Consider the following 23,351-nt stretch of genomic DNA (forward strand, 5'->3'; position numbering starts at 1 on the left):
TTCCTGCCCTTTTCTGGTTATAAGAAATGATTTTTGATAAAAGAAAACACTCTCATTATTCGTGGAAAAAACGACAGGATATGGTTATTCGTGGAATGTCGATTAGCCTGCCGTGGTTTGCCTTGATTAACATCGGTTTTTCATCGATGATTTTGCTGCGAAGCATTTTATTCAATGAGGATATGACTTCATGGTTTAATGAGGAAAACCTTGTACATACTATTGATATTTCATCATTTGGCATTCTGCTGATCAGTGGCCTTTTATTGGTCACCCCCTGCCAAAACGTACTGTATATTCAGCGGTTATTGTTCGTTCTAAGCCTGTTATGGTCATGGTGTTGCTTTTATTTTATTGCACACTGGACGCTACCTTTTGCTTATCCGCTATGTGTATTATTAATGCTTAGCGCCATTGTTGCATTGTATTTTCATACTCCATCACTACTCGCATTTATCATTCCCTTATGGTTTACCATTCCGTTAGCCAGTCTTATGCTCAATCATCATTTAAATATTCATTTCGTTGTTATCTGGTGCCTTTTTTCTCTCGCTCTCTATGGTGGACGTTTTATTTTATTACGTTGGTTTGAAGAAGCATGGCAACAAAACAGATACAACAACCTGCTAATTAATCGCCTCGACGCATTGGCTCATCGCGATCCCTTAACGGGAGTGGCAAACCGACGGGCGCTGGATAGTATTTTAGGTGATGCAGTAGAACAAGAGGCCTCATTTGCCCTAATTATGCTGGATGTCGATTTTTTTAAACGCTACAACGACACTTACGGACACCCGGCGGGCGATCGTTGTTTGATACAAGTTGCCGATGTACTGCAACGCGCAATTCGCCAGCCCGAAGATATAGTCGCTCGTTATGGTGGCGAAGAGTTTGCCATTATTCTTTTTAATACCTGCTTGCAGGAAGCCGAAAAGATAGCAGCCAGAATTAAGCAAGAACTTAAACTGGCAGCGATTGCCCATCAGGCATCTTCTGTAAGTGCGTTTGTTACGGTTAGCCAGGGGATCACCTGTTCTGCTCCCGCCAAAACGACTGAACAAATAGTTGCAGATGCCGATGCTGCGCTGTACCGGGCGAAAGAAAGCGGGCGGAACCGGTGGGCTTTGTAAGCTTTGGGAGACAAGTCAGATTACGCTCCCTTTTCCTCAAAGGCTTTATTAAGCCGCCCCTGATTTCCTTTTACAGCGAATAAATAATCACCTCCCTGTTTTTGTATCTTCTCTGCAATATCTTTCTGGCACCCCATCGCATCAGTTGTGATAATTTTTCCTTTAATATCCAACATGTTAAGAAGTTCAGGGATAGCTGTGATCTCATTGGATTTCTCATCCGTCTTGATCTGTCCGATGACCAGACTGTGCATTGTTGAGAACGCACTAATGACATGAATCGCTCCCTTGCGGCGACTCTTGTCATAAGAGTGCCGGAGCGTTTTTCCATCAATTGCGATGATGTCTTTATCATCTGAAGAATGGCAGTCACGCATCCAGTTAATAAAGCACTCATGAAATTTTACAGGACTGATACAGGATACAACTCTGGCAATAGTATCGTGAACAGGAATACCATTTTCAAATTCACCATATTGCTTCAAAAAATCGAGATGTGTTTCCCCGAAATCCTCTATATCTTCCCAACCTTCTGCACCAGAAATAACGGCACAAATAGTCAACAGTAGAATATCAGATAATTTATGTTCCCCTTTCCAGGCTTGTCTGTAATCGGGGATAATAGAAATATGTTCCATCAATTTTTTAAGTTCCATTTTGTTCTCCTAAATTATGTAAGGAGTATTTGATCATGTATAAGCAATGAAAAACAGCTTTAGGCAATAAGGAATATCTTAATTATTGAACATTTAGTGCGAATTATTTAGTACAAAAAAGCTGCGTTACGTGATCTTTCCCTGGGATGTTTGATCCTGATCGCTGACTGCAACGAAGTACAGGAACTGAGGAAGGAGCTTTATCAGGTTAAACAGGTGGTTAAAGAAATGAAGATTGGGATATCCGGCGTATTGAAAGAAGCATAAAAATGAAAGCCGGGAAGTTCTAATTTTCCTCCCAGCTTTCATTAGACTTCTTCTATTTCATATTTTATAGACAATTCATGAAAGGCAGTAAATATCAGTGAAAATAATTTATCTCTATCACTTCCATTTAAATTATTTACAATAAAAAAACCATCCTCATGATCTTCTATTGAAAAATCAATCCAGTTTGAATAACTAGATGGAATCCAAAGTGAACCATCAGTATTAATCCGAGAGGATGGTTGATTTTCTTTTATTCTCTCGACAATAAAAGAAAGTAAATTATCTACTTTATCATCAACATGTATAATATATTCAACACTCATTAATTTCTTGCCTCATGCGCCGCACCCATGGGCCCGCCCTCGTTTTGTAGGATAATCATTTGGATTCCTGATCCCTATGTGTGTTTCATTCGGATTAGTACTCGGAATGCCTCTGTCATTCAGAGGTACCTCACCGGGATCATATTTATGCACATGTGCGTTAGCCCCAGACTTGGGTAATGGATCACCGTTTTTCATCGTCATACTTTGATTTCCATAGGGATCGACACGAACTTTAGAGCCATCAGCGTGACTCCATGTCTGATTCCCGGTACTTGTTTGTTTATCCAAATTGAATCCATTATCAGTAAGAATAGAACCTATTGCCCCTGGGGATCTTCCTTTTAATTGAGGCAAATCAGAGGCGGCACTTAATCCAAGAGGATCTATCCATCCAAGAAGATTAGGCGCATAAGCATATAAGTTCAGCCCCCCCCGCCAGCCCTATCGGATCAGGATACGCAATCTACCCATTTAGCGAACCGTACCATCAACGTCAAACATAAATGTTCAAAATCATAGTGTTATACCATCATAACTTGTTGTCATCGATTGATAAATTCATTGGGAGATAATTTATCTTATCTAATTATTATAAGCAATCATCTGGTTACAATAAAAAAACGTTCCTCATAAGAGAAAAGAAAATGCTTATTTTGAGGCGTGATAATTATAGTTGTCTCATCTGATGGTAAAAAACAATAATTCCAATATTTCTGCAAAAGAGAATATGGAGTTATACATAGATGTTTCTCACCAAAGAATAAAAACACATATTGAGGATGGTCAGATAATTTATTAAATCTATAGAATAAATCATCAGCAGATTCCTTTCTGTCGAAATCGACATCGCAATATTCTATTTTCGAGAACACTTTCATATCCATTCTCATCAGATGTTTCACATTTGGTGAGACAAACATAGACCAAAGAATTTTACTCTGCTCTTTATTAAATAACATTATATCTCCGCGCTGAACAGCTTGCATTAGTTCAGAGCACTCCTCAAAACGCCATATTTCAAAAAATTCTTCATATTCAGAAAAAGACATTGCCTCTTCCTCCGCTAGATTTTCCCGATTCCCAATCTTTCCATTTGACATGGGGTATGTCATTTTCAGGCGCATTTTGCGTATGTGATTCATTTGGATGAACTTCATATCCTTTCTTGTAAGGTTCACCCATCTCATTATAGGGATCGCTAGGAGCACCTTGTCTTTGCATCCGTCCACGGCCCTGACTAATAAGATCTACAGCATCTTTTTCGCTTGCTACCCTGAAGTTAGTATTTTTACCGCTTCTGATAGCTTCAACAGCCTGTCTCCATTCTTTTGTGCCAAGTCGTATAACAGGTAAATTTGATGCATTACCGACTTCATTACCAGTCAGACCACATTTCAATAAACCAAGTGGATCGATCCAGCTTAATGGATTAGGTGCATACTGGTATAAATTTATCCCACCCTTTAGCCCTATCGAGTCAGTGCGATGAATCTACCCAATCAGTGGATCATACTTCCTGCTTCTGCTATACCTTTCTGGAACCATGACGTCATAGTTCACACGTTACCGCCTGAATATTCGGTCTATTTTGATCGGGAACATTTCCATTTTATATTAAATTATCGTTTTTTTTTGGAATATTTTCATCCTTAATTATGATCATCAACGACAAAAGTTTAAAAGCCTTTACTTAATTTTAACTTTCTCTATCCGAACACCAACCAATTTAATGTCTTTTATTCTATTATAAACACTTTCATATATTAACAATCCTGCGTCTGTACAACAAATTGGATGTTCCGGATATTCATTTTCAAGTAAAAAATATGGAGACCTTTCTCTTCTTGCTCGAAAGTGGCACTCTGGACAAATTATTTCCCGTTCATCTTCAGAAACAGGAATACCATCAAAAATATCAGGTTTCTCACCCCTGAGTACAATGTAGTCGTACTTACTAACGAAGGTGACAAAAGGTTGTTTTTTATCATCTCTTGATACACCATTGTAAATAGTTCCAATATTTAGATATTGAACAGCATTTTCACCTAATAGTTCAAATAAGCGGAGCGACATAACACTAGGTATCAAATAATGTCCTATAGATATCATGTCTAGGTCTTTTCTTATTTTCCCGTCCGTAACAAAATCCATACCACTATGAGGCAGTTTCAGTAGTCCACAACAACCACAAAACTGCCTTTCATTTTTGGATATCCACTCAGGAGTCAAATCGTAGACATCCATTCCAGAGTAATAAAGATGATAAAGTTGTTCGCGCATCATGGTATTTTCTTATAATTACCTTTATTCATATTATCAATAATAGCATCAAAAATACTGGTCCCGTGAGTTGCGTCAGTCTTTCTGGCAGCATCGAGCGCGGCATCCAGTGCTCTTTGTTGAGCACCAGGGGTACGTTGCATCATTTTTTCCCAGTCACGAGTCCCGCCACCTTTGCCACCACCTCTCATACCAAAAAGCTTTTTAAGGCTCTCGTTTAAAGCATTATGAAAATCAACATGAGGTGCCTTATCCAATTTGATTAAATCTTGCTTTTTATTTCCGCCTAAAAATTTAGGTATTGGATGGTGCTTCTGAGACGAACCACAAAACAATCCAAGTGGATCGATCCATGACAGAGGATTCGGCGCATAAGCATAGAGGTCGATACCTCCATTTAGCCCTATCGGATCCGTTACTATGAACCGCCCGACATCCGGATCATAGTAACGGTGCAGATTGTAGTGCAGCCCCGTTTCCCTGTCGAGGTACTGCCCCTGGTAACGCAGGTTCTGTTCCACCCTGCCGTGGTCCTTCTCCTGTATCGTGTTACCCCAGACCTGATACCCCGTCTCCCACACGATTTTCCCGTCACTGTCCGTCATCTCTTCCGGCGCGCCGTTCACATCTGTGTGAAAATACAGTATCCGGTTCGGTCCCTCTTTGCCCGCCTTGTCCACCTGCGCCAGCCGCATCCCGTCCCATAAAAATTTTGTCCGGTTGTACGGTTTACCGTCAGGGCTGATGTGCTGTTTTTCCGTCCGCCTCCCCAGCGCATCGTACACATACCGGTATGTCTCCCGCGCTGTCGTCACCTCCACCATCCGGTGTTCCGCATCATAACGGTAACTCTGCGTTCCGCTCCGGCCCTGCTTTTCCACCGTCCGGCCGTGTTCGTCATAACGATAGTGCACGCCACGGTAAGACATCAGCCGGTTGAACGGCACCACGCTGTTTTCTGCCGTGGCCCTTTCCCCCGCGCGCCTCCCCAGCAGGTTTCCCGCCGCGTCGTACTGCCAGCTCGCCAGATACCCCTCATCCTCCGAGCGGCATGCCGTGATGTGGCCCGTGGTGTCATAGAAGTAATCCGTTTCCCCCCGCCGGCTGTGCCGCGTCTTCAGCAGTTCGTCCTGACCGTTGTAGCTGTACTGCCGGTCCGTGAACGTCTCCGGCACCACCCCGCGCATCCCGCTGTATGTCTCCCTGCGCTTCAGTCGCCCGGCAGGGTCGTAAAGCTGCCGCGTGCTCAGCCGCCCCTGACTTCTGAGCACCTCCCGGTGCAGGGCGTCACGTGTGAACTCGCTGATGACCTCCCGGTCCAGATTTATCTGCTGGAGATGTCCACTCCCGTAATACAGATGGCGCTGCGTTCTGCCGTCCGGAAAGGTGGTGGCTGTCCGGTTGCTGAGTTCATCGTACTGATGGGTTAAGACGCCCTGTGCCGTCTCCTCGGTCAGCATCCGTCCCGGTCTGTCGTAACTGAAGCGGATAATCTCCGGTGCATCCGTTTCCCCGGCATCCGACCGCTGGCGGCGGATTTCCAGTAGCTGGTCTGCCGCATCATAGATGTATTCTGTACGGCTTTCTGCTGTCTCTTTTGCCGTGAGCCGGCCCGCCGCATCGCGCGCCAGCCGGTGACGGATTTCACCGCCCCGGTCCCCGGTGAACACCACTTCCGTGACCGCGTTCAGCGCGTTGTAACGGTACGCCTGGCGACAGCCATCCGGGTTTATCTGCTCCACCAGACGGTCCAGCACATCGTGGCGGAACTGATAGCTTTCTCCGTTCTCGTTTGTCAGCCGGGTCAGCCGCCCGTAGGCGTCGTACCCGAATGCCGTCCTGCGCCCCATCGCGTCCGTCCGGCTGCGCACCCGGCCCTGCCCGTCGCGTTGCCAGCGCGTTATCCTCCCCATCGGGCTGGTATACTTCACCAGCCTGCCCGCCGCATCCGGCTGGTAATGCGCCGTGCGGCCGTCCGCCAGTATCACCTCCACCAGGTGACCGCTGTCGTCATACCCGTAGCGCGTGCTGTGGCTCTGCGCGTCTGTCACCCGTATCAGTCGCGTGCGTTCGTCGTAGAACCAGGTCGTCTGCGAGCCGGAACAATCCGTATGCCGCGTGAGCTGCCCGTCTTCGTTCCACTGAAGGTATTTATTCCCCCCACGGGCATCGGTTATCTGTACCACCTGGCCGTGGCGGTCATACTGATACCGGGTGTTTTGTTGCAACGGGTCGGTCACGGTAAGAAGATTGCCGCGTTCATCGTACTCACAGCGCCAGCTGTTCCCCGTCGCATCCACTTCCGTTTCCGGTTCGTGCCATACCGGGTGCCACTGTGTCTGTGCCACCCGCCCCAGCGGGTCGTGCGTCTCCGTGATATGCCCCAGGCGGTCATACACATAGCGCCATTTGCCGCCCTGAGCGTCGGTCATCCCCAGCAGCAGTCGTTCTTCGTCGCTCCAGCGGAACGTCATCACCTGCCCGGCTTCGTCCTGGTACGCCGTCACCTGATTCTGCGCATCCCACTGATGAAAGCGTGTCCGGCCCGCCCCGTCTGTCACACATACCACACGTTCAGCCATCCGCCAGTCCAGACGGTATCGTGCGCCACTGTCGGTATGGTGGCCCGTCACGCGCCAGCCTGCATCATCCGGCCCTTCATACCAGCCCCACTGGTAATAATACCCTTCGCCGCCGGGCTGGCGGTGCAGCGTCATGCAGTTGTTTTCGTCGTAAGCAAACTCACGCAACAGGTGCCCCGTGCTGTCGTGCACGCCGTTCAGGTGGCCAGCCTCGTCATAGTTGTAACGACGCAGCAGTAAAGGTGCAGTATCAGGGAAATGCTGATAAATCTGTGTCACCCGCCGGGGATGCGCCGCCAGTTCGTAATACAGACGGATGCACGGACGCTGCTGTTCGCCGCGGATTTCAGTGATGCGCCCCCGGTCGTCGTAGTACAGATTCAGACAGTTGCTGTTACGGTCGCCCAGCATTTTCAGCCGCTGGCGCTGCGGGTGATGCGGGTCGGCTTCAAACAGAAAAAAATGTCCATCATCGCTGCTGATAAGCCAGTGCCCCTGCTCACCACGCCGTACTGCCAGTCCTTCACCGGGGCTGTAAAATCCGCTCCCCGGCAGCACGGCTTCCATATCCAGCCGTCGCCCCATACCCGCCACAAAGGTCATGCAGTTTTCGTCAGCGTTACCCGGTGTGCGCTCGAGGCTGACTTCATACATCACGCTCCAGCCCTGACCGAACATCCCATCCGTGCGTTCGTCACGACTGCTGTACACACGCTGCCAGTCCAGCGGAAAGTGGCCCGGCAGGCTGAAATCGAAGTCATCATCATCAGCCAGGTATTTGGCCCCGGTGGCGGCGTTGACCGGATGCGGGAGGGCGCTGATGGCCTTCTGCGTCATCATGCTCATCCCGATACCGGCAGCAAAACAGGCGATTTTAGAAAGCATTTTGCCCGGGCGAAGAAACATCAGCGCCACGGTTGCCACCAGGGTTATCTGCGACCTGCCGCTTCTGATATCCCTGACCACCAGTAACGGACCGCCAATGCGGACATCCGGTGACACAAACGCCCCGTCCCCCGGCGCATTCACCACCCTGGCCTCGCAGGTACAGCGTGCCCCGCTGCGTGCCGCTGGCTGACTGTTGACACGCACATCCCGCGCACCTTCCGCGATATATTCCGCCGCGGGCGGTTCGTCATCATCTTTGAACAGATTACTGATACTACCAATAACCGCATTCACTCCCTGAAAGGCGGTTTCCAGCAGACCGTCCGGACTCAACAGGTTAAGGGCCGTTCCCAGAGGGTCATCCAGAAAGGCGGCTTTTTTTTGTGCGAGTAACTGAGTCAGTGAGGAAGGATGTTTATGGCAGTCGATTTTATCGTCAGGGGTCGGGGTGGAGCCAGGTGCCGCACTGGCCACGGTGGGCTGCCATAGTTCCGACACAAAATGTGTCACGCCATCCACCATCTCAGAACGCCCTTCTTCCGTACTGAGCTGGTCGTGCAGCGCCCGGGACATCAGAACAGGTCCAGTCACCGGATGAACCGCCAGGGCTATTGCCCCCGCCATTTCCAGATATTCCCCGGCCACATCCCGGAACGTTCTGGCGTCCTCCTGACGCTGCGCTTCTTCCTGTTCCGCCTTCGCCTGCGCTTCCTGTGCCTCAATCTCCTGCCGCGATGCCGCTGTGGCCGCTGCCCGCGCGGCAGGTTTGCTGTTGATCAATGTGTCACCAGAGCCGGTGAGGATGTAACCTTCAATCTGAGGCGGGAAAAGCATATCTGCGAGGTCTGAACAGGCTTCGCTGACCGTTTCTGTCACGCCGGTGTACACCATCGCCACACCCGCCACAAAACCGGTCAGCACGACAGCCGTGCACCCCATCGTGATCCCTACTGACGCCGCCAGTAACGAGGTTGCGCCGACAATGAGGGCATCAATAACGACATTTGCGGCCACTTCCAGCACCGCCCCCAGCACATCTGCCATAAACGACGTATGCAGCAGGGCATCACCCTGCCTTGCCGCCCAGAATGCATCTTCCATGTCCCGTTCCCTGTGTGATTAATGCGTCCTGGTTTCCTGCCGTATCCTGAAGCGCAGATTCTTTTTAATTTCAGCCCAGCGCGTCATGTCTGCCGGGGTCAGCGGTGTGGTTCTGGCGTAAGTGAAGGCCATCATGACCCGCTCACCCGGCAATACAAATGCCACCTGACACTGATACACCTGCTCGTTACCCCGGAGAAACTGGCTCTGTATCTCCAGCCCTTCCTCAGCGTCATTAATCCCCACGCGGGTCACCTGCACGGGCGTGTGGTGCAGTTCCCTGACCTGCTTTTCCAGCTTTTTCATTTGCTGTTCAACCTGAGAGGCTAATTCGTCTCCTTCCTGCATCTGACCCCGGCTGATAATGAGTGCGGCGTCGGGATTGCTGAGCCGCAACATATTAATGGTACTGTCCTGAATAATATTCCCGGTGAAAGTTATAACTGTCTCATTGAGGTAATATTCCGTCATAATGGCATGAGTCCTTTTTAATAAACGAATTATTTTTGATGGGTTTTTATTTATTTTTTAGTCATGAAGGTGACGTCTATTGCCGTCTGAAGGGCTGTTTTCTCTAATGCTCCAGGCGGAGGTATATTTGCCGCTCTGTCATTCATGTTTAAATCAAGCTGCCCTGATTGTGTATTTATTTTTCCGTTCTCTGTTGCTGTAATATTAAAATTCTTACAGGTTATATTAAATATTCCGTCACTGGTCATTTGCAGGATAGTTTCTCCGCAGCTAAGAATAATGGAATCTCCCGCAGCAAGGCGTAAATTCTGCACTGTCTGAATTGTTTTATCCCCTCCGGCGAGAGAGATATCATCTGTCTGGACTGTTAGAGAACGTTTCTCACCAATAATCGCAGTTTCTGTTTTATCAATAACTTTAAGGCGATTATTGCCCACCCAATGGCTTTCATTATTATTTACTTCAATGCGTTGATCTTTCTCGGCATGCAACCAGACTTCTTCTCCGCCAGTTTTATCCTCAAAACGCAGGGCGTTAGCATTGGTTGGGCCGCCGCCGATGGTGTGGCTGTAAAACCCGCTTTGCGTCGCTGCGCCCGGTAGTCCCCACGGAGGCATGGTGTCCTGGTTGTATGTCCGCCCCACGATAATGGGTAAATCCGGGTCACCGTTTTTGAAATCCACTAGTACTTCCTGACCAATGCGCGGGATCTGAATGCCACCGAATCCTTTACCCGCCCACGGATAACTGACACGGATCCAGCAGGAGCTGTTTTCGTCATTCTTACCGTAACGATCCCAGCCAAACTGAACTTTCACCCGGCCATATTTATCCGTCCAGATTTCCTGCCCCGCCGGGCCAGTCACGATGGCGCTCTGCGGACCTTTGGTATGGGGTTTGCTCAGAGTTCGCTGCGGACGGTAAACTTCATTGGTGGGATGCAACTCAAAGCTGGTTGAGTAAGAGAAGTGCTGCTCCTGGCCGCTGTGTTGCGCATTGTCCTGTATAAATAGTGTGGTCTGTGCCAGCAGATATTCCCGGTTCACTTCGGCTGTTGGATAGTTTTCCAGGATGAAGGTAAAACCTGTCATCAGGGTACGAATATTGCCACTGCCCTGTACCCGACTACCGGGGCTACGCTGTTCTTCCATGCGGATGCGTGTCAGCATTTCACCTTCACTCTTTGTGAAGTAGTCTCCCGGCCATTCGTAGTGCTCATATTCAGCAAGGCCGGTTTCACGTGGATTAGCCACGGTGCTCTTCAGCAGTGAACGCGGCTTCATAAAGTCGAAATCATTCAGCACCCACTGTCCGCTGCGCAGGCTTTCATTTGCTGTGATGGTATGGATAAACTCCTTGTCCAGTTTCAGCCCTTTCTGGTAATAACACACCAGCGGCGAATCTGCGCATGTCTTGTGGACATTAATGGCATCAGCCAGCACTAACGTGTGACTGTTCTCGCTGTGCTCAAACCACCAGTAGATACCCCACTCCTGCATCAGGCGCTGAATAAAATCAAAATCTGTTTCACCGTACTGCACCTGCCAGGTGCGAGTCGGATAATTTTCCACCAGTCGTTTTTCCACTGGCCAGGGGTACTCATCCAGTACCTCATCCAGGATGTCCACCACGTTTTTATTCTGAAACGCTTTGTAGTCACTCGTGTGGGTCAATATTTTTAACCACGGTTCGATCCGCAGTTCATACACCACCGAACGTCCTTGATGACCAGCCACGCGCGCCGCCGTCACCAGCCCGCTGATATACCGTTTTCCGCCGCCATCCAATTCGATATGGACGCACAGATCTTTGCCTACCATCGATTTGAGCTGCAGGTTGGCTGCGGGGGAAACATAGCCTATGTTCAGGGTGTCAGGAGTTTTTAATTTAATAGAATAAGTAAATAGTTCCCCTACTGTTTCTGTACCACCTAAGCTTGCGAACAGTAACATTCCATCAGGAACAGCGCTGCCGCTCAAAGTCACGTTATGCTTACCCGATCCAATTAGTGTGCCGGATGGGTAATCTGTAGCTGTAAAACTCATAATTAATCCTTTTAACTAGGAATGGCTAAGTGCTAATAAGAAATCTTACAGAGAAGAAAATATACAAAATATTCGTCGTTGGCATAAAACACCTCAATACTTATGAGTGCTACTGAAGGTACTATCAACCATATATACCATGAAGAATGCACAGTCATGTTACCCTGGTGAAAATATTCACCTGAAGCACATTAATAAAAGCAATGAAATTATTTAACTTGTCATTTGATATGATTATCATCAAGTCTTAAAATACGCCCCCCTGATCTAATTATGCTAAAACCATAGTATTCTTTTTTACTTCCGGAAGAGAGCATATATTTTCCGATATAAATAACATCTGAAGATAGCTCACTTATGTCAATACACACGGGTTCGAACTGACCAGTCACTCTTTTCAGTTTTATTGCATTACCATATTTACCTTCATATAAAATATAATTTGAAATCATATTTCCATCGTCTGGTTTTGAACAAACCCGTGCGTCTTGTAAATATATATTACCGGGCAACAATGGACGAACATAATCACCAACAGTGCATCCCGATAAAAAGAGCAACAAAAAGAATCTCTTCACATGACGCCCGCAGGAAATAAATTAAGCACTTTTTTGTATTTTTCCGATAGAGTATTCACTGATTCAGTTGTATCTCCTACATAGTTAACATTTGCCAAATCAGCTACCAATCCATAGTTAATCAATAGCCAATAATCAGCAACTATAGATGCTTGTTGTTCCATTGAATAAGAAGCAATTGACTGTAAATTAAGATCGTAATGATAATTTGCCGCCCAGGAAAACAAACCACGCAACTTAACTGAATACCCTTTCTGATATTGCCAAACATGCATCATTTCATGAATAAACAAGTGAGAAGCACCAGCTACTGTTTCACGATCGCCAGGCATTGCTTGCGATGAAAAATCTGAACTATAAACAGCATCAGGATAATACATTTCCCCGTTTGGGGTCATCGCTGTTCTTTCCCCTTGACCTGGCAAGGGTTTTTCATTGTGGATCCATACCTTGTTATAATCAATTGTATTCTCAAAAATCGATCTGGCTAATGTTAATTCGCCAGATGTCATTCTCCTTAATGACATCTCATTCCTTCTGGAAAGAATATTTTTCAGATAAAAAACAAACGTTCTTTTATTATTTATTAAATAGGGTTCTCTTTGATGTTCAACATTTCCACTTTATGCAGTGTTGATGACATCATCTTCATAGACAATGAAATCAAAGCAAGTTATCAAAGTTTCCCATTACGATTACTTAACATTAACTCTCAGTATCTTTGTTTATCTATCTTCAATATCAATAGTTGATGCAAATGATTGCACGGATAACATAATCCTCATCAATTAATTAATATCTGTAAACGCTACCGCCCCACCCTGATATCATGATCTGCACGTGGCTATCTTAACGTGATGCTCCATACATTAGTAATGTAAATCATGAATTCGGAATATATCAAATTCACTTCATAAATTAATATCGAGAATGATATACATATTAAAATTATATTGAAGTAATGTTTTAAGAGTTGTATTCCCCTGAAACCAGTCATACGCCAGTCCCTCACTGTTCAGTGATAATCAGCGAAGGGATATGTTGGCGACCAACCACACTAGTGACCACTGAAACCACGGGCGTTCAGAGCGACGAACGAGGAACAAAAGATCTGGTCTGCAATCGAGCACCCTCAACGCAACAATAGTTGTATCAGTCATAATTTCACCAGATTGCTATTTTGTCGTCAGTCGCTTTTATACCCATACATTTAGAGCGGGATCATTTTGCATCGTTACACGATAACAGGTAGGATTCTGCGCCGACAGTTATACCCATAAAGAATAATGGTGAAGGCTGTCATTGCCACGGTGAATAAACAAACCATGTGGTGTCATATATAACCTTTTAGCGAGAAACTCAGGGAGCGCAATGAGTAAACACGACACAGATACTTCAGATCAACACGCCGCGAAACGCCGCTGGCTTAATGCCCACGAAGAGGGCTATCACAAAGCGATGGGTAATCGCCAGGTGCAGATGATCGCCATTGGTGGCGCGATTGGTACTGGTTTGTTTTTAGGCGCAGGTGCCCGACTGCAAATGGCGGGACCAGCACTGGCACTGGTTTATTTAATCTGCGGCTTGTTTTCGTTTTTTATTTTGCGTGCGTTGGGTGAGTTGGTATTACATCGCCCTTCCAGTGGCAGTTTTGTCTCATATGCCCGTGAGTTTTTGGGTGAGAAAGCCGCTTATGTTGCTGGCTGGATGTACTTCATTAACTGGGCAATGACCGGGATTGTCGATATTACTGCAGTTGCACTGTATATGCATTACTGGGGCGCGTTTGGCGATATTCCACAATGGGTATTTGCGCTCGGGGCATTAACCATCGTCGGCACCATGAATATGATAGGTGTAAAATGGTTTGCAGAGATGGAGTTCTGGTTTGCGCTGATTAAAGTTCTCGCCATTGTTACCTTTCTGGTCGTGGGTACAGTGTTCCTCGGTAGCGGTCAGCCACTGGATGGCAACACCACAGGATTTCATTTAATTACCGATAATGGCGGTATCTTCCCCCACGGTTTATTGCCTGCACTGGTGTTGATTCAGGGCGTAGTATTTGCTTTCGCTTCCATTGAGATGGTGGGAACTGCCGCCGGAGAATGTAAAGATCCGCAGACCATGGTGCCTAAAGCCATTAACAGCGTGATTTGGCGTATTGGTCTGTTTTATGTCGGTTCCGTGTTGTTGCTGGTGATGTTATTGCCGTGGAGTGCGTATCAGGCGGGGCAAAGTCCGTTTGTGACGTTCTTCTCTAAACTTGGCGTGCCGTACATCGGCAGCATTATGAATATCGTGGTGCTGACCGCCGCACTCTCCAGCCTGAACTCTGGCCTGTACTGCACCGGACGTATTTTACGCTCAATGGCAATGGGCGGTTCTGCACCAAGTTTTATGGCGAAAATGAGTCGCCAGCATGTTCCGTATGCCGGGATTCTGGCGACGCTGGTCGTGTATGTTGTCGGCGTATTCCTCAATTATCTGGTGCCGTCGCGCGTTTTTGAGATTGTGTTGAACTTTGCGTCGCTGGGAATTATCGCTTCGTGGGCGTTTATCATTGTTTGCCAGATGCGCCTGCGTAAAGCGATTAAAGAAGGTAAAGCGCAGGAAGTCAGTTTTAAACTCCCCGGCGCGCCCTTCACTTCCTGGCTGACTTTACTGTTTTTGCTGTGCGTCCTGGTGCTGATGGCGTTCGATTATCCGAACGGGACTTATACCATCGCGGCACTGCCGGTTATCGGTATTCTGCTGGTTGTGGGTTGGTTTGGTGTGCGTAAACGCGTTGCCGAAGTTCACAGCACTGCGCCAGTCATCGAGGAAGATGAAGAAAAACAGGAAATTGTGTTTAAGCCTGAAACGGCGAGTTAATTGCAAAATTGCCCGGTTTAAAGCCGGATGCGGCGTAAATGCCTTATCCGGCCAACAAACTCCAAATAAATCAAATAATTATGCGTGTTGTAGGCCTGATAAGACGCGACAGCGTTGCATCAGGCATTGTGCTCCGCTTGCCGGATGCGGCGCTAGCGCCTTATCAGGCCTACGAAAGACAAATTCCCCTGTGTCGATTACAGCGCAATACGAATCACATCGTCCGGCTGGGTAGCTTCCTGCTGTTTAGTGGATTTTTGTTTAACACTGACATACAGCGTTTTGCCATCGGCAGACAGCGCCAGGCTGTTCGGATGGGTCGGCGTATCGAACGTTTTCACTACCTTGTAGGTTTTCGCGTCAATCACACTGACTTTACCTGCCTGACGATGTGTCACATAGGCTTCATTACGCGCCGGGTTAAACAGCACAGCCAGTGATTCCGGTGCCGCTACCTTCGCCAGAATATTGCCTTCACGAGTATCAACCACCAGCACTTCCGCAGCTTTGGAGTCGGTGATAAACGCACGCTGGTTGGCGGTATCGAGACTAATGTTGATAAAGAAGTGCTCTTTGCCATCATCCAGCAACTTTTTACGGCTCAAAATTTTGTTGTCGGTGGTGTCGATAGTAATCAATTCACCGTCAGCGTTGGTGGTATAGAGACGTTTGCCTTTGCTATCCAACGCCAGGCCAGTGCTCATTTTACCGGTGTTCTGGATGGCAGTTTTCAGTTTGATATTCTCACCGTCAATCACCCAGATCACGCTCTCCTTCCCAATACCGCTGATGTAAACGGTATTCGTGGCATCATCTGCTACCAGTTCACGCGGCTGCAGCGGGCGCACCTCTTCCGTGCGCTTACGATCATCCAGCACCAGACGCCCTTTCACTTCGCCCGTTTTGGCATCGATCGCCGTGACCGCGCTGTTTACGGTGTTACCAAACCACAACGTCTGGGTGGCATTGTTAATGGTGGCGCCAAACGGTTTGAGATCATTATGAATCACCTGAGTCACTTCCAGAGTGACCGGATCGAGACGATAAACCACCCCGCCTTTATCCAGTTTGCGGCTTTGCGATGTAGCGAGCCACAGCGCATTTTCCTGCTGGCTATAAGCCATTTCGTAAGCGCCTTTACCTACCGCTTTACGCAGCATTTCTTCCGCTGCCTGCGTGCTGAACGATGAAGCAACGAGCAATGAACCTAACAGTAATGAACCACGCAGACGCGATGAGAACAGATGACGTAAATGCATGACGACTCCCTTTGATGAACCGATATTTTTGCTGCTTCACAGTGCTTCGCTGAGCGTAATCTTCGTTACACCCTTGTTATAAATGGGAATGGTAATCATTATTTTCTCAAATGTGGAGTATTTCTTGCTGTTACGACTACAATTTTCTCAATTTGTTAACGTATCGTGCCGTTTTGTTTTCTATAAATTTACAAATTTATTACCATAGCGATGTTTTTCCATTCTTAACCTGGCTTTTTTCATGAAGATTTTTTCCGTCCGACAGACTGTTTTATCTGCGCTGATTGTCCTTTCCCCATCCGTTTTTGCCGCTAATGAACAAACCATGATTGTGAGTGCCACACCACAGGTGGTTTCAGAGCTGGATACCCCAGCGGCGGTCAGTGTGGTTGATGGCGAAGAGATGCGCCTGGCAACACCGCGCATTAACTTGTCTGAATCACTGACCAGCGTGCCTGGTTTACAGGTACAAAACCGGCAGAACTATGCGCAGGATTTACAGTTGTCGATTCGTGGATTTGGTTCCCGCTCTACTTACGGGATCCGCGGGATTCGCCTGTATGTGGACGGCATTCCCGCCACCATGCCCGACGGGCAAGGACAAACGTCTAATATCGATTTAAGTAGCGTGCAAAACGTGGAAGTACTGCGTGGCCCCTTTTCCGCCCTCTATGGCAACGCTTCCGGTGGGGTGATGAATGTCACCACACAAACGGGGCAACAACCGTCAGGCATTGAAGCCAGCAGTTACTATGGCAGTTTTGGTAGCTGGCGTTACGGGTTGAAGGCAACGGGAGCAATGGGTGACGGCACACAGGCTGGCGATGTCGATTACACCGTTTCGACCACACGTTTTACGACCCACGGCTACCGTGACCATAGTGGTGCACAGAAAAATTTAGCCAATGCCAAATTGGGCGTACGTATTGATGATGCCAGCAAATTAAGCCTGATTTTTAATAGTGTGGATATCAAAGCAAACGACCCTGGTGGGTTGACCGAAGCAGAATGGAAAGCGGATCCGCAACAAGCTCCTCGCGCTGAACAGTACGATACACGGAAAACCATCAAGCAAACTCAGGCTGGAGTGCGTTATGAGCGTAGTCTTAGCGCCAGCGATGAGATGAGCGTGATGATGTACGCGGGTGAGCGTGAAACGACCCAGTACCAGTCAATCCCGATGGCACCACAACTTACCCCGTCACACGCAGGCGGCGTGATTACGCTGCAACGCCATTATCAGGGAATAGACAGTCGCTGGACACACCGCGGCGAACTGGGTGTTCCGTTCACTTTAACCACCGGTTTAAACTATGAAAACATGAGTGAAAACCGCAAGGGCTACAATAACTTCCGCTTGAATTACGGCATACCAGAATACGGGCAAAAAGGTGATTTGCGCCGCGACGAGCGTAATCTGATGTGGAACGTCGATCCCTATTTACAGACCCAGTGGCAACTGACTGACAAACTGTCACTGGATGCTGGCGTGCGCTATAGCTCAGTATGGTTTGATTCCAACGATTATTACATTACTCCCGGTAACGGCGATGACAGCGGAGATGCCAGTTATCACAAATGGCTGCCAGCCGGATCGTTAAAATACGCCATCACCGATGCCTGGAATATCTATCTGGCAGCGGGACGCGGCTTTGAAACGCCGACCATTAATGAACTTTCATACCGTGCCGATGGGCAAAGCGGGATGAACTTTGGTTTAAAACCGTCCACCAACGATACAATCGAAATCGGCAGTAAAACGCGTATTGGCGATGGTCTGTTTAGCCTCGCAGTGTTCCAGACCGATACTCATGATGAAATCGTTGTCGATAGCAGTAGCGGTGGGCGTACCACTTATAAAAATGCCGGGAAGACGCGTCGTCAGGGAGCCGAGCTGGCGTGGGATCAACGTTTCGCCGGAGATTTCCGCGTAAAAGCGTCGTGGACCTGGCTTGATGCAACATATCGCAGCAACGTTTGTAACGATCAGAACTGTAATGGTAACCGGATGCCAGGGATCGCCCGCAATATGGGCTTTGCGTCTTTAGGTTACGTACCAGAAGAAGGCTGGTATGCCGGTACAGAAGCGCGATATATGGGCGATATTATGGCTGATGACGAAAACACGGCAAAAACGCCCTCTTATACTCTCGTTGGTTTGTTTACCGGCTATAAATATAATTACCGCAATATGACGGTGGATTTATTTGGCCGGGTCGATAATTTATTCGACAAAGAATATGTCGGATCGGTGATTGTTAATGAATCCAATGGCCGATATTACGAGCCAGCACCTGGACGGAATTATGGTATTGGCGTAAATCTCGCATGGCGGTTTGAATAATATTACGTGGTGGCGGTATAACACCGCCACCTGTTTTGTTAATTGTCATCCGCCACACGAATAACGACTTTGCCGAAGTTTTTACCTTCTAACAGGCCAATAAAAGTCTGTGGGGCATTTTCTAAACCGTCGGTCATTTGCTCGCGATAATGGATTTTCCCCTCTTTCACCCATTGCCCCATCTCCTGCTGGAACTCATGGATCCGGTGCCCATAATCCTGGCTGATAATAAAGCCTTGCAGACGAATACGTTTTTTCAGCACCGTGGCCATCAGCAACGGTAAACGATCCGGACCAGATGGCAATTCCGTCGCATTATAGCCGCTCACTAAGCCGCAGACAGGAATGCGCGCGGATGTATTGAGCAACGGCAACACGGCATCAAACACTTTACCGCCCACATTTTCATAATAGATATCAACACCTTTCGGACACGCCTTCGTCAGTTGCTCAGCAAAATCATCCGCATGGTGATCAAGGCAAACATCGAAACCCAGTACATCAGTAGCATGGCGGCATTTTTCAGCGCCACCGGCAACACCCACCACCCGACAGCCTTTCAGTTTGCCGATTTGCCCCACCGTTGCGCCAACAGGGCCGGTTGCAGCAGCAACCACCAGCGTTTCCCCCTTTTTAGGTTGACCGATATCCAGCAAGCCCATATAAGCGGTAAAACCAGGCATCCCCAGCACACCCAGCGACCACGAAGGGTTTTGTGGCTGATCGCCAAGTTTCACCAGTTCATCACCGCTGGATATGTCGTAGTCCTGCCAGCCGCTGTAGCCCAGCACCCAGTCGCCAGGCTGGTAGTCCGGATGATTTGATTCCACCACCCGGCTCACCGTGCCGCCAATCATCACGCCACCAATATCAACCGGTGGTGAATAGGATGGCTCATCGCTCATGCGCCCGCGCATATACGGGTCCAGCGACAGATAAACTGTGCGCAGTAACACCTGACCTTCACCTGGCGTGGCAACGTCATCTTCTTCCAGATGGAAATTCTCCGGAACCGGCGCTCCATGCGGACGCGAGGCCAGAACCCAACGGCGGTTACGCTGCTTTTGTTGCCCCATAATGATCTCCTGTGCTTTTGGCATGAATCCATCAATGGTAGCAGGCTCACGTGGTTAGATGTGTTTGTATGCATCACATTCGTCCAGCAACACACAATAATTTCATTATAGATTGCGTTGCTTCCGGCTGTTTTCGATAGTATTGATAGCATCATTACTATTCGATGTTTTATAGAGGCTCGACATGTCCATCCGTTTTGCCCGCAAAGCCGATTGTGCTGCAATTGCAGAAATTTATAACCACGCCGTGTTGTATACGGCGGCTATCTGGAACGACCAAACGGTGGATGCAGATAACCGAATCGCCTGGTTTGAAGCGCGAACATTATCCGGTTATCCGGTGCTGGTGAGCGAAGAAAATGGCGTTGTCACGGGGTATGCCTCATTTGGTGACTGGCGTAGTTTCGACGGTTTTCGCCATACAGTGGAACATTCGGTATATGTTCATCCGGATCATCAGGGCAAAGGTCTTGGGCGCAAATTGTTAAGCCGGTTGATTGATGAAGCGCGGGATTGCGGGAAGCATGTCATGGTTGCCGGGATCGAGTCGCAAAATCAGGCCTCGCTGCATCTACACCAGTCGCTGGGATTTGTCGTCACCGCACAAATGCCGCAGGTAGGCACTAAATTTGGTCGCTGGCTGGATCTCACCTTTATGCAGTTGCAACTCGACGAACGCAGTGAACCGGACGCTATCGGATGAATCAGTCGCTTACCCTTGCCTTTTTGATCGCCGCCGGGATTGGCCTGGTGGTGCAAAACACATTGATGGTGCGCATCACTCAGACCTCCTCCACCATTCTCATCGCCATGCTACTGAACTCACTGGTGGGAATTGTGCTGTTCGTGTCTATTTTGTGGTTTAAACAAGGGATGGCAGGGTTTGGCGAACTGGTGTCCAGCGTGCGTTGGTGGACTCTAATCCCTGGTTTGCTGGGATCATTTTTTGTCTTCGCCAGTATCAGCGGGTATCAAAATGTGGGGGCGGCAACGACCATTGCAGTACTGGTCGCCAGCCAACTTATTGGAGGTCTGGTACTGGATATTTTCCGCAGTCATGGCGTGCCACTTCGGGCGTTGATTGGTCCAATTTGCGGAGCGGTTTTATTGGTAGTTGGCGCCTGGTTGGTGGCCAGACGCACGTTTTAATCAGAGGATGGTGCCACCTTTCGTTAACTGTTCGTGGCGCGCTTCCATATCTTCTTTATGCTTGCGTCCGTGATGGGCGATTGCTGTGCGCAAACGCTGTTGCTGGGTGTAGCGATCTTCCCGACTTAACTCTGCGTCATCGCTCAGGGCGATTAACAATTCGTTCATATGGGCAATGACGCTCTCCTCAATCGCGGCATCCACGCGCGCGATGACCTCATCCAGATGCGACATACTTTCTCCTTAGCCACTTGTGAAATTTATCGATTCACTCAAATGATATAAGTCTGCGTTGTGCCGTCAAGCCAGCGAGTAAGATTTAAAACAGTGAAAACAGTAGCGCCACTGGAAAACTCATCGGCCATGTGATCCCCACCAGAAAGGCGCTCAGAAAGCGAATGCTCTTCTTATCGTGGGAAAGAAACCAGGTAATAAGAAAGGCGATTACTGCCATAACAGCATAAAAAACAAGCAAACATTGAAAAAGAGACATGTACAGGCATCCAGCCAGGTGAATAAAACGCGCGCAAATATGCGTCATTTCTTGATGCGCATCAAGTTTTCAATCCATTTAAGATAAATTCAATAACCTACGGCATGCTCTTGTCCATCTTCAGAATGAGTATGATTGCGGATTTTCCCAACCCGTACTATACACATAGGGGCTATGACAAAAGGTGGCAAAAATGAACGTTTCCAGTAAAACTGTAGTGTTGATAAATCTCTTTGCTGCTGTTGGGTTGTTTACTCTTATCTCTATGAGATTTGGTTGGTTTATTTGATGTAGCGATATTGCACGCAGCACGTACTGTCAGAGAGAAATCAACTCTCTGACAGTAGGTTAGATCCTCTCACACTCTCCAGATTTACAACACTATCCTTAATGCTTAACCATTACGTGGCGTACTACGGTGTAATCTTCCAGCCCATAAAGTGACATATCTTTGCCATAACCTGAAAGTTTCTGCCCGCCGTGCGGCATTTCACTGACCAGCATGAAGTGGGTATTGACCCAGGTGCAGCCATATTGCAGACGAGCGCTCACACGATGCGCCCGGCCGACATCTTTCGTCCACACCGAAGAGGCCAACCCGTACTGACTGTCATTCGCCCAGTTAACCACTTGCTCTTCGTTGTCGAAGGCCGTCACGCTCACTACCGGGCCAAATACCTCTCTTTGAACGATGGCATCTTCTTGTAACGCACCGGCCAGCAGTGTAGGCGCATAATAATAGCCGTTACCCTGCCGTTTTTCACCGCCGGTGATCACCTTAATGTGTCCCGTCGCCTTCGCCTCTTCCACCGCCCTGCTGACGCGTTCGAGATGTGCCAGTGAGCTTAACGGCCCCAGCTCTGTGGCACCATCATCCGGTGCACCAGATTTTAACGTTGCCACTGCGGCACCGAGTTTTTCCACCAGCGCGTCGTAAATACCTTTTTGCGCGTAGATACGACAGGCAGCAGTGCAATCTTGTCCGGCATTGTAATAGCCAAAGGTGCGCACACCTTCGACCACTGCTTCAATATCTGCATCATCAAAGACAATCACTGGTGCTTTACCACCCAGTTCCATGTGGGTGCGCTTTATGGATGGTGCTGTATGGCTGATGATGTGCTCACCGGTAGCGATAGACCCCGTCAGCGACACCATGCGCACTTTTGGATGTCCGGTCAGCGGATCACCCACCGTTTTACCTCTGCCAAACAGTACGTTGATCACGCCTGGCGGGAAGATATCTTTCGCCAGTTCTGCCAGTTTCAACGCAGTCAGCGGTGTAATTTCTGATGGTTTAAGCACTACGCAGTTCCCCGCCGCCAGCGCCGGAGCCAGTTTCCACGCTGCCATCATCAACGGGTAGTTCCAGGGGGCGATAGAGGCCACAACACCTAATGGATCGCGGCGAATCATTGATGTATGACCTTCAAGATATTCACCCGCCGCCAGACCATTCAGGCAGCGCGCAGCGCCGGCGAAAAAGCGAAAGACATCGACAATCGCCGGAATCTCATCATTAAAAGCACTATGCAGCGGTTTGCCACAGTTACGGGACTCCAGTTCGGCAAAAACCTGACCGTTCTCTTCGATAACATCCGCCAGTTTCAGCAGGCATTCCGCACGCATTTTCGGCGTGGTTTGCCCCCACCCGACAAATGCGGCATCTGCCGCGCGAACAGCGGCATCAACCTGCTCTGCGGTTGCCTCGGCAATCTCCAGTAATACTTCTCCCGTTGCCGGATTATAGACAGGCTGTTTTTCCCCTTCGCCGCTGACCAGTTCTCCGTTAATCAGTAACTTATGTTGCATAGCATATTCCCATTTCAGTG

Annotated in this window: 19 protein-coding genes and 3 pseudogenes; 7 read left to right on the forward strand and 15 right to left on the reverse strand. The window is 48.3% G+C overall.

Features of this window, described 5'->3' with window-relative positions:
* Positions 1-80 precede the first annotated feature (80 nt).
* The gene (locus A1WG_RS01910) at positions 81-1,130 is read left to right on the forward strand and encodes a sensor domain-containing diguanylate cyclase (RefSeq protein WP_016242638.1); all 1,050 of its coding nucleotides are present in this window, start codon (positions 81-83) and stop codon (positions 1,128-1,130) included.
* Between the two features lie 29 nt (positions 1,131-1,159).
* On the opposite strand, the pseudogene A1WG_RS23915 reads toward A1WG_RS01910, so the two are convergent.
* Positions 1,160-1,786: pseudogene (locus tag A1WG_RS23915) on the reverse strand (ISAs1 family transposase); the annotation flags it as partial.
* A gap of 135 nt (positions 1,787-1,921) precedes the next feature.
* Between A1WG_RS23915 and A1WG_RS25210 the strand changes: the two are divergent.
* A pseudogene (locus tag A1WG_RS25210) lies at positions 1,922-2,053 on the forward strand (toxin SymE, type I toxin-antitoxin system family protein); the annotation flags it as partial.
* Positions 2,054-2,094: 41 nt separating this feature from the next.
* Here the strand turns inward: A1WG_RS25210 and A1WG_RS01905 are convergent.
* From A1WG_RS01905 to A1WG_RS01875, 9 genes and pseudogenes are all read right to left on the reverse strand, one after another.
* Positions 2,095-2,379, reverse strand: coding sequence for a hypothetical protein (locus A1WG_RS01905; RefSeq protein WP_001516396.1), 285 nt, complete (start codon positions 2,377-2,379; stop codon positions 2,095-2,097).
* Between the two features lie 602 nt (positions 2,380-2,981).
* Positions 2,982-3,431: a DUF2947 family protein gene (locus A1WG_RS01900; RefSeq protein WP_001516398.1), complete on the reverse strand. Its 450-nt coding sequence runs from the start codon at positions 3,429-3,431 to the stop codon at positions 2,982-2,984.
* Positions 3,418-3,912, reverse strand: a pseudogene (locus tag A1WG_RS24760) (RHS repeat-associated core domain-containing protein); the annotation flags it as partial. The gene A1WG_RS01900 and the pseudogene A1WG_RS24760, both read right to left, overlap by 14 nt.
* 156 nt (positions 3,913-4,068) lie before the next feature.
* Positions 4,069-4,665: a hypothetical protein gene (locus A1WG_RS01895; protein WP_228029517.1), complete on the reverse strand. Its 597-nt coding sequence runs from the start codon at positions 4,663-4,665 to the stop codon at positions 4,069-4,071.
* Complete coding sequence (locus A1WG_RS01890) at positions 4,662-9,233, reverse strand: RHS repeat-associated core domain-containing protein (protein WP_016242640.1); 4,572 nt, start codon at positions 9,231-9,233, stop codon at positions 4,662-4,664. The genes A1WG_RS01895 and A1WG_RS01890 overlap by 4 nt, the downstream gene beginning before the upstream one ends.
* An 18-nt stretch (positions 9,234-9,251) precedes the next feature.
* On the reverse strand, positions 9,252-9,704 hold the full coding sequence (locus A1WG_RS01885; protein WP_000141610.1) for a DcrB-related protein: 453 nt from the start codon (positions 9,702-9,704) through the stop codon (positions 9,252-9,254).
* 50 nt (positions 9,705-9,754) lie between these two features.
* The gene (locus A1WG_RS01880; RefSeq protein WP_001516408.1) at positions 9,755-11,749 is read right to left on the reverse strand and encodes a type VI secretion system Vgr family protein; all 1,995 of its coding nucleotides are present in this window, start codon (positions 11,747-11,749) and stop codon (positions 9,755-9,757) included.
* A gap of 221 nt (positions 11,750-11,970) precedes the next feature.
* The gene (locus tag A1WG_RS0122480) at positions 11,971-12,327 is read right to left on the reverse strand and encodes a hypothetical protein (RefSeq protein WP_024196608.1); all 357 of its coding nucleotides are present in this window, start codon (positions 12,325-12,327) and stop codon (positions 11,971-11,973) included.
* Entirely contained in the window at positions 12,324-12,854 is a 531-nt protein-coding gene (locus tag A1WG_RS01875; protein ID WP_001516410.1) for a hypothetical protein, read from the reverse strand. The genes A1WG_RS0122480 and A1WG_RS01875 overlap by 4 nt, the downstream gene beginning before the upstream one ends.
* A gap of 844 nt (positions 12,855-13,698) precedes the next feature.
* Here A1WG_RS01875 and ansP point away from each other — a divergent pair.
* Positions 13,699-15,198, forward strand: a complete 1,500-nt coding sequence (gene ansP, locus A1WG_RS01870) for an L-asparagine permease (RefSeq protein ID WP_001516412.1) — start codon at positions 13,699-13,701, stop codon at positions 15,196-15,198.
* Between the two features lie 197 nt (positions 15,199-15,395).
* On the opposite strand, the gene A1WG_RS01865 is transcribed toward ansP, so the two are convergent.
* On the reverse strand, positions 15,396-16,457 hold the full coding sequence (locus tag A1WG_RS01865; protein ID WP_000550691.1) for a 7-bladed beta-propeller protein YncE: 1,062 nt from the start codon (positions 16,455-16,457) through the stop codon (positions 15,396-15,398).
* A 241-nt stretch (positions 16,458-16,698) separates the two neighbouring features.
* On the opposite strand from A1WG_RS01865, the gene pqqU reads away from it, so the two are divergent.
* Positions 16,699-18,801 (forward strand): TonB-dependent receptor PqqU, encoded by a 2,103-nt coding sequence (pqqU, locus tag A1WG_RS01860; RefSeq protein ID WP_001516413.1) that lies wholly within the window; start codon positions 16,699-16,701, stop codon positions 18,799-18,801.
* 38 nt (positions 18,802-18,839) lie between these two features.
* Here the strand turns inward: pqqU and curA are convergent, their stop codons facing one another.
* Positions 18,840-19,877: an NADPH-dependent curcumin/dihydrocurcumin reductase gene (gene curA, locus A1WG_RS01855; protein WP_001516414.1), complete on the reverse strand. Its 1,038-nt coding sequence runs from the start codon at positions 19,875-19,877 to the stop codon at positions 18,840-18,842.
* Positions 19,878-20,061: 184 nt separating this feature from the next.
* Here curA and A1WG_RS01850 point away from each other — a divergent pair, with 184 nt between their 5' ends.
* Together A1WG_RS01850 and A1WG_RS01845 are read left to right on the forward strand one after the other, a co-directional pair.
* Positions 20,062-20,580: a GNAT family N-acetyltransferase gene (locus A1WG_RS01850; RefSeq protein WP_001516415.1), complete on the forward strand. Its 519-nt coding sequence runs from the start codon at positions 20,062-20,064 to the stop codon at positions 20,578-20,580.
* Positions 20,577-21,026, forward strand: a complete 450-nt coding sequence (locus A1WG_RS01845; RefSeq protein WP_001076542.1) for a DMT family transporter — start codon at positions 20,577-20,579, stop codon at positions 21,024-21,026. The genes A1WG_RS01850 and A1WG_RS01845 overlap by 4 nt, the downstream gene beginning before the upstream one ends.
* Here the strand turns inward: A1WG_RS01845 and ydcY are convergent, their stop codons facing one another.
* Both ydcY and A1WG_RS01835 read right to left on the reverse strand, forming a co-directional pair.
* On the reverse strand, positions 21,027-21,260 hold the full coding sequence (ydcY, locus tag A1WG_RS01840) for a DUF2526 family protein YdcY (protein ID WP_000018633.1): 234 nt from the start codon (positions 21,258-21,260) through the stop codon (positions 21,027-21,029). It lies immediately after the preceding gene.
* 85 nt (positions 21,261-21,345) lie between these two features.
* Complete coding sequence (locus A1WG_RS01835; RefSeq protein WP_001516416.1) at positions 21,346-21,519, reverse strand: GhoT/OrtT family toxin; 174 nt, start codon at positions 21,517-21,519, stop codon at positions 21,346-21,348.
* A 193-nt stretch (positions 21,520-21,712) separates the two neighbouring features.
* Between A1WG_RS01835 and yncL the strand changes: the two genes are divergently transcribed.
* Positions 21,713-21,808 (forward strand): stress response membrane protein YncL, encoded by a 96-nt coding sequence (yncL, locus tag A1WG_RS23940; protein ID WP_071985532.1) that lies wholly within the window; start codon positions 21,713-21,715, stop codon positions 21,806-21,808.
* 98 nt (positions 21,809-21,906) lie between these two features.
* On the opposite strand, the gene patD is transcribed toward yncL, so the two are convergent.
* A complete protein-coding gene (gene patD, locus A1WG_RS01830; RefSeq protein ID WP_001163919.1) occupies positions 21,907-23,331 on the reverse strand; it encodes an aminobutyraldehyde dehydrogenase in 1,425 nt (474 codons plus the stop codon).
* Positions 23,332-23,351: the final 20 nt, after the last annotated feature.

Source organism: Escherichia sp. KTE96 (assembly GCF_000408525.1).
In the GTDB taxonomy this organism is placed as follows: domain Bacteria; phylum Pseudomonadota; class Gammaproteobacteria; order Enterobacterales; family Enterobacteriaceae; genus Escherichia; species Escherichia marmotae.

Bases quoted from the DNA above. Each gene is read 5' to 3' on its own strand.
- A1WG_RS01910 (WP_016242638.1), top strand. From the start codon at position 81: ATGGTTATTCGTGGAATGTCGATTAGCCTGCCGTGGTTTGCCTTGATT.
- A1WG_RS01905 (WP_001516396.1), bottom strand. From the start codon at position 2,379: ATGAGTGTTGAATATATTATACATGTTGATGATAAAGTAGATAATTTA.
- A1WG_RS01900 (WP_001516398.1), bottom strand. From the start codon at position 3,431: ATGTCTTTTTCTGAATATGAAGAATTTTTTGAAATATGGCGTTTTGAG.
- A1WG_RS01895 (WP_228029517.1), bottom strand. From the start codon at position 4,665: ATGATGCGCGAACAACTTTATCATCTTTATTACTCTGGAATGGATGTC.
- A1WG_RS01890 (WP_016242640.1), bottom strand. From the start codon at position 9,233: ATGGAAGATGCATTCTGGGCGGCAAGGCAGGGTGATGCCCTGCTGCAT.
- A1WG_RS01885 (WP_000141610.1), bottom strand. From the start codon at position 9,704: ATGACGGAATATTACCTCAATGAGACAGTTATAACTTTCACCGGGAAT.
- A1WG_RS01880 (WP_001516408.1), bottom strand. From the start codon at position 11,749: ATGAGTTTTACAGCTACAGATTACCCATCCGGCACACTAATTGGATCG.
- A1WG_RS01875 (WP_001516410.1), bottom strand. From the start codon at position 12,854: ATGTCATTAAGGAGAATGACATCTGGCGAATTAACATTAGCCAGATCG.
- ansP (WP_001516412.1), top strand. From the start codon at position 13,699: ATGAGTAAACACGACACAGATACTTCAGATCAACACGCCGCGAAACGC.
- A1WG_RS01865 (WP_000550691.1), bottom strand. From the start codon at position 16,457: ATGCATTTACGTCATCTGTTCTCATCGCGTCTGCGTGGTTCATTACTG.
- pqqU (WP_001516413.1), top strand. From the start codon at position 16,699: ATGAAGATTTTTTCCGTCCGACAGACTGTTTTATCTGCGCTGATTGTC.
- curA (WP_001516414.1), bottom strand. From the start codon at position 19,877: ATGGGGCAACAAAAGCAGCGTAACCGCCGTTGGGTTCTGGCCTCGCGT.
- A1WG_RS01850 (WP_001516415.1), top strand. From the start codon at position 20,062: ATGTCCATCCGTTTTGCCCGCAAAGCCGATTGTGCTGCAATTGCAGAA.
- A1WG_RS01845 (WP_001076542.1), top strand. From the start codon at position 20,577: ATGAATCAGTCGCTTACCCTTGCCTTTTTGATCGCCGCCGGGATTGGC.
- ydcY (WP_000018633.1), bottom strand. From the start codon at position 21,260: ATGTCGCATCTGGATGAGGTCATCGCGCGCGTGGATGCCGCGATTGAG.
- A1WG_RS01835 (WP_001516416.1), bottom strand. From the start codon at position 21,519: ATGTCTCTTTTTCAATGTTTGCTTGTTTTTTATGCTGTTATGGCAGTA.
- yncL (WP_071985532.1), top strand. From the start codon at position 21,713: ATGAACGTTTCCAGTAAAACTGTAGTGTTGATAAATCTCTTTGCTGCT.
- patD (WP_001163919.1), bottom strand. From the start codon at position 23,331: ATGCAACATAAGTTACTGATTAACGGAGAACTGGTCAGCGGCGAAGGG.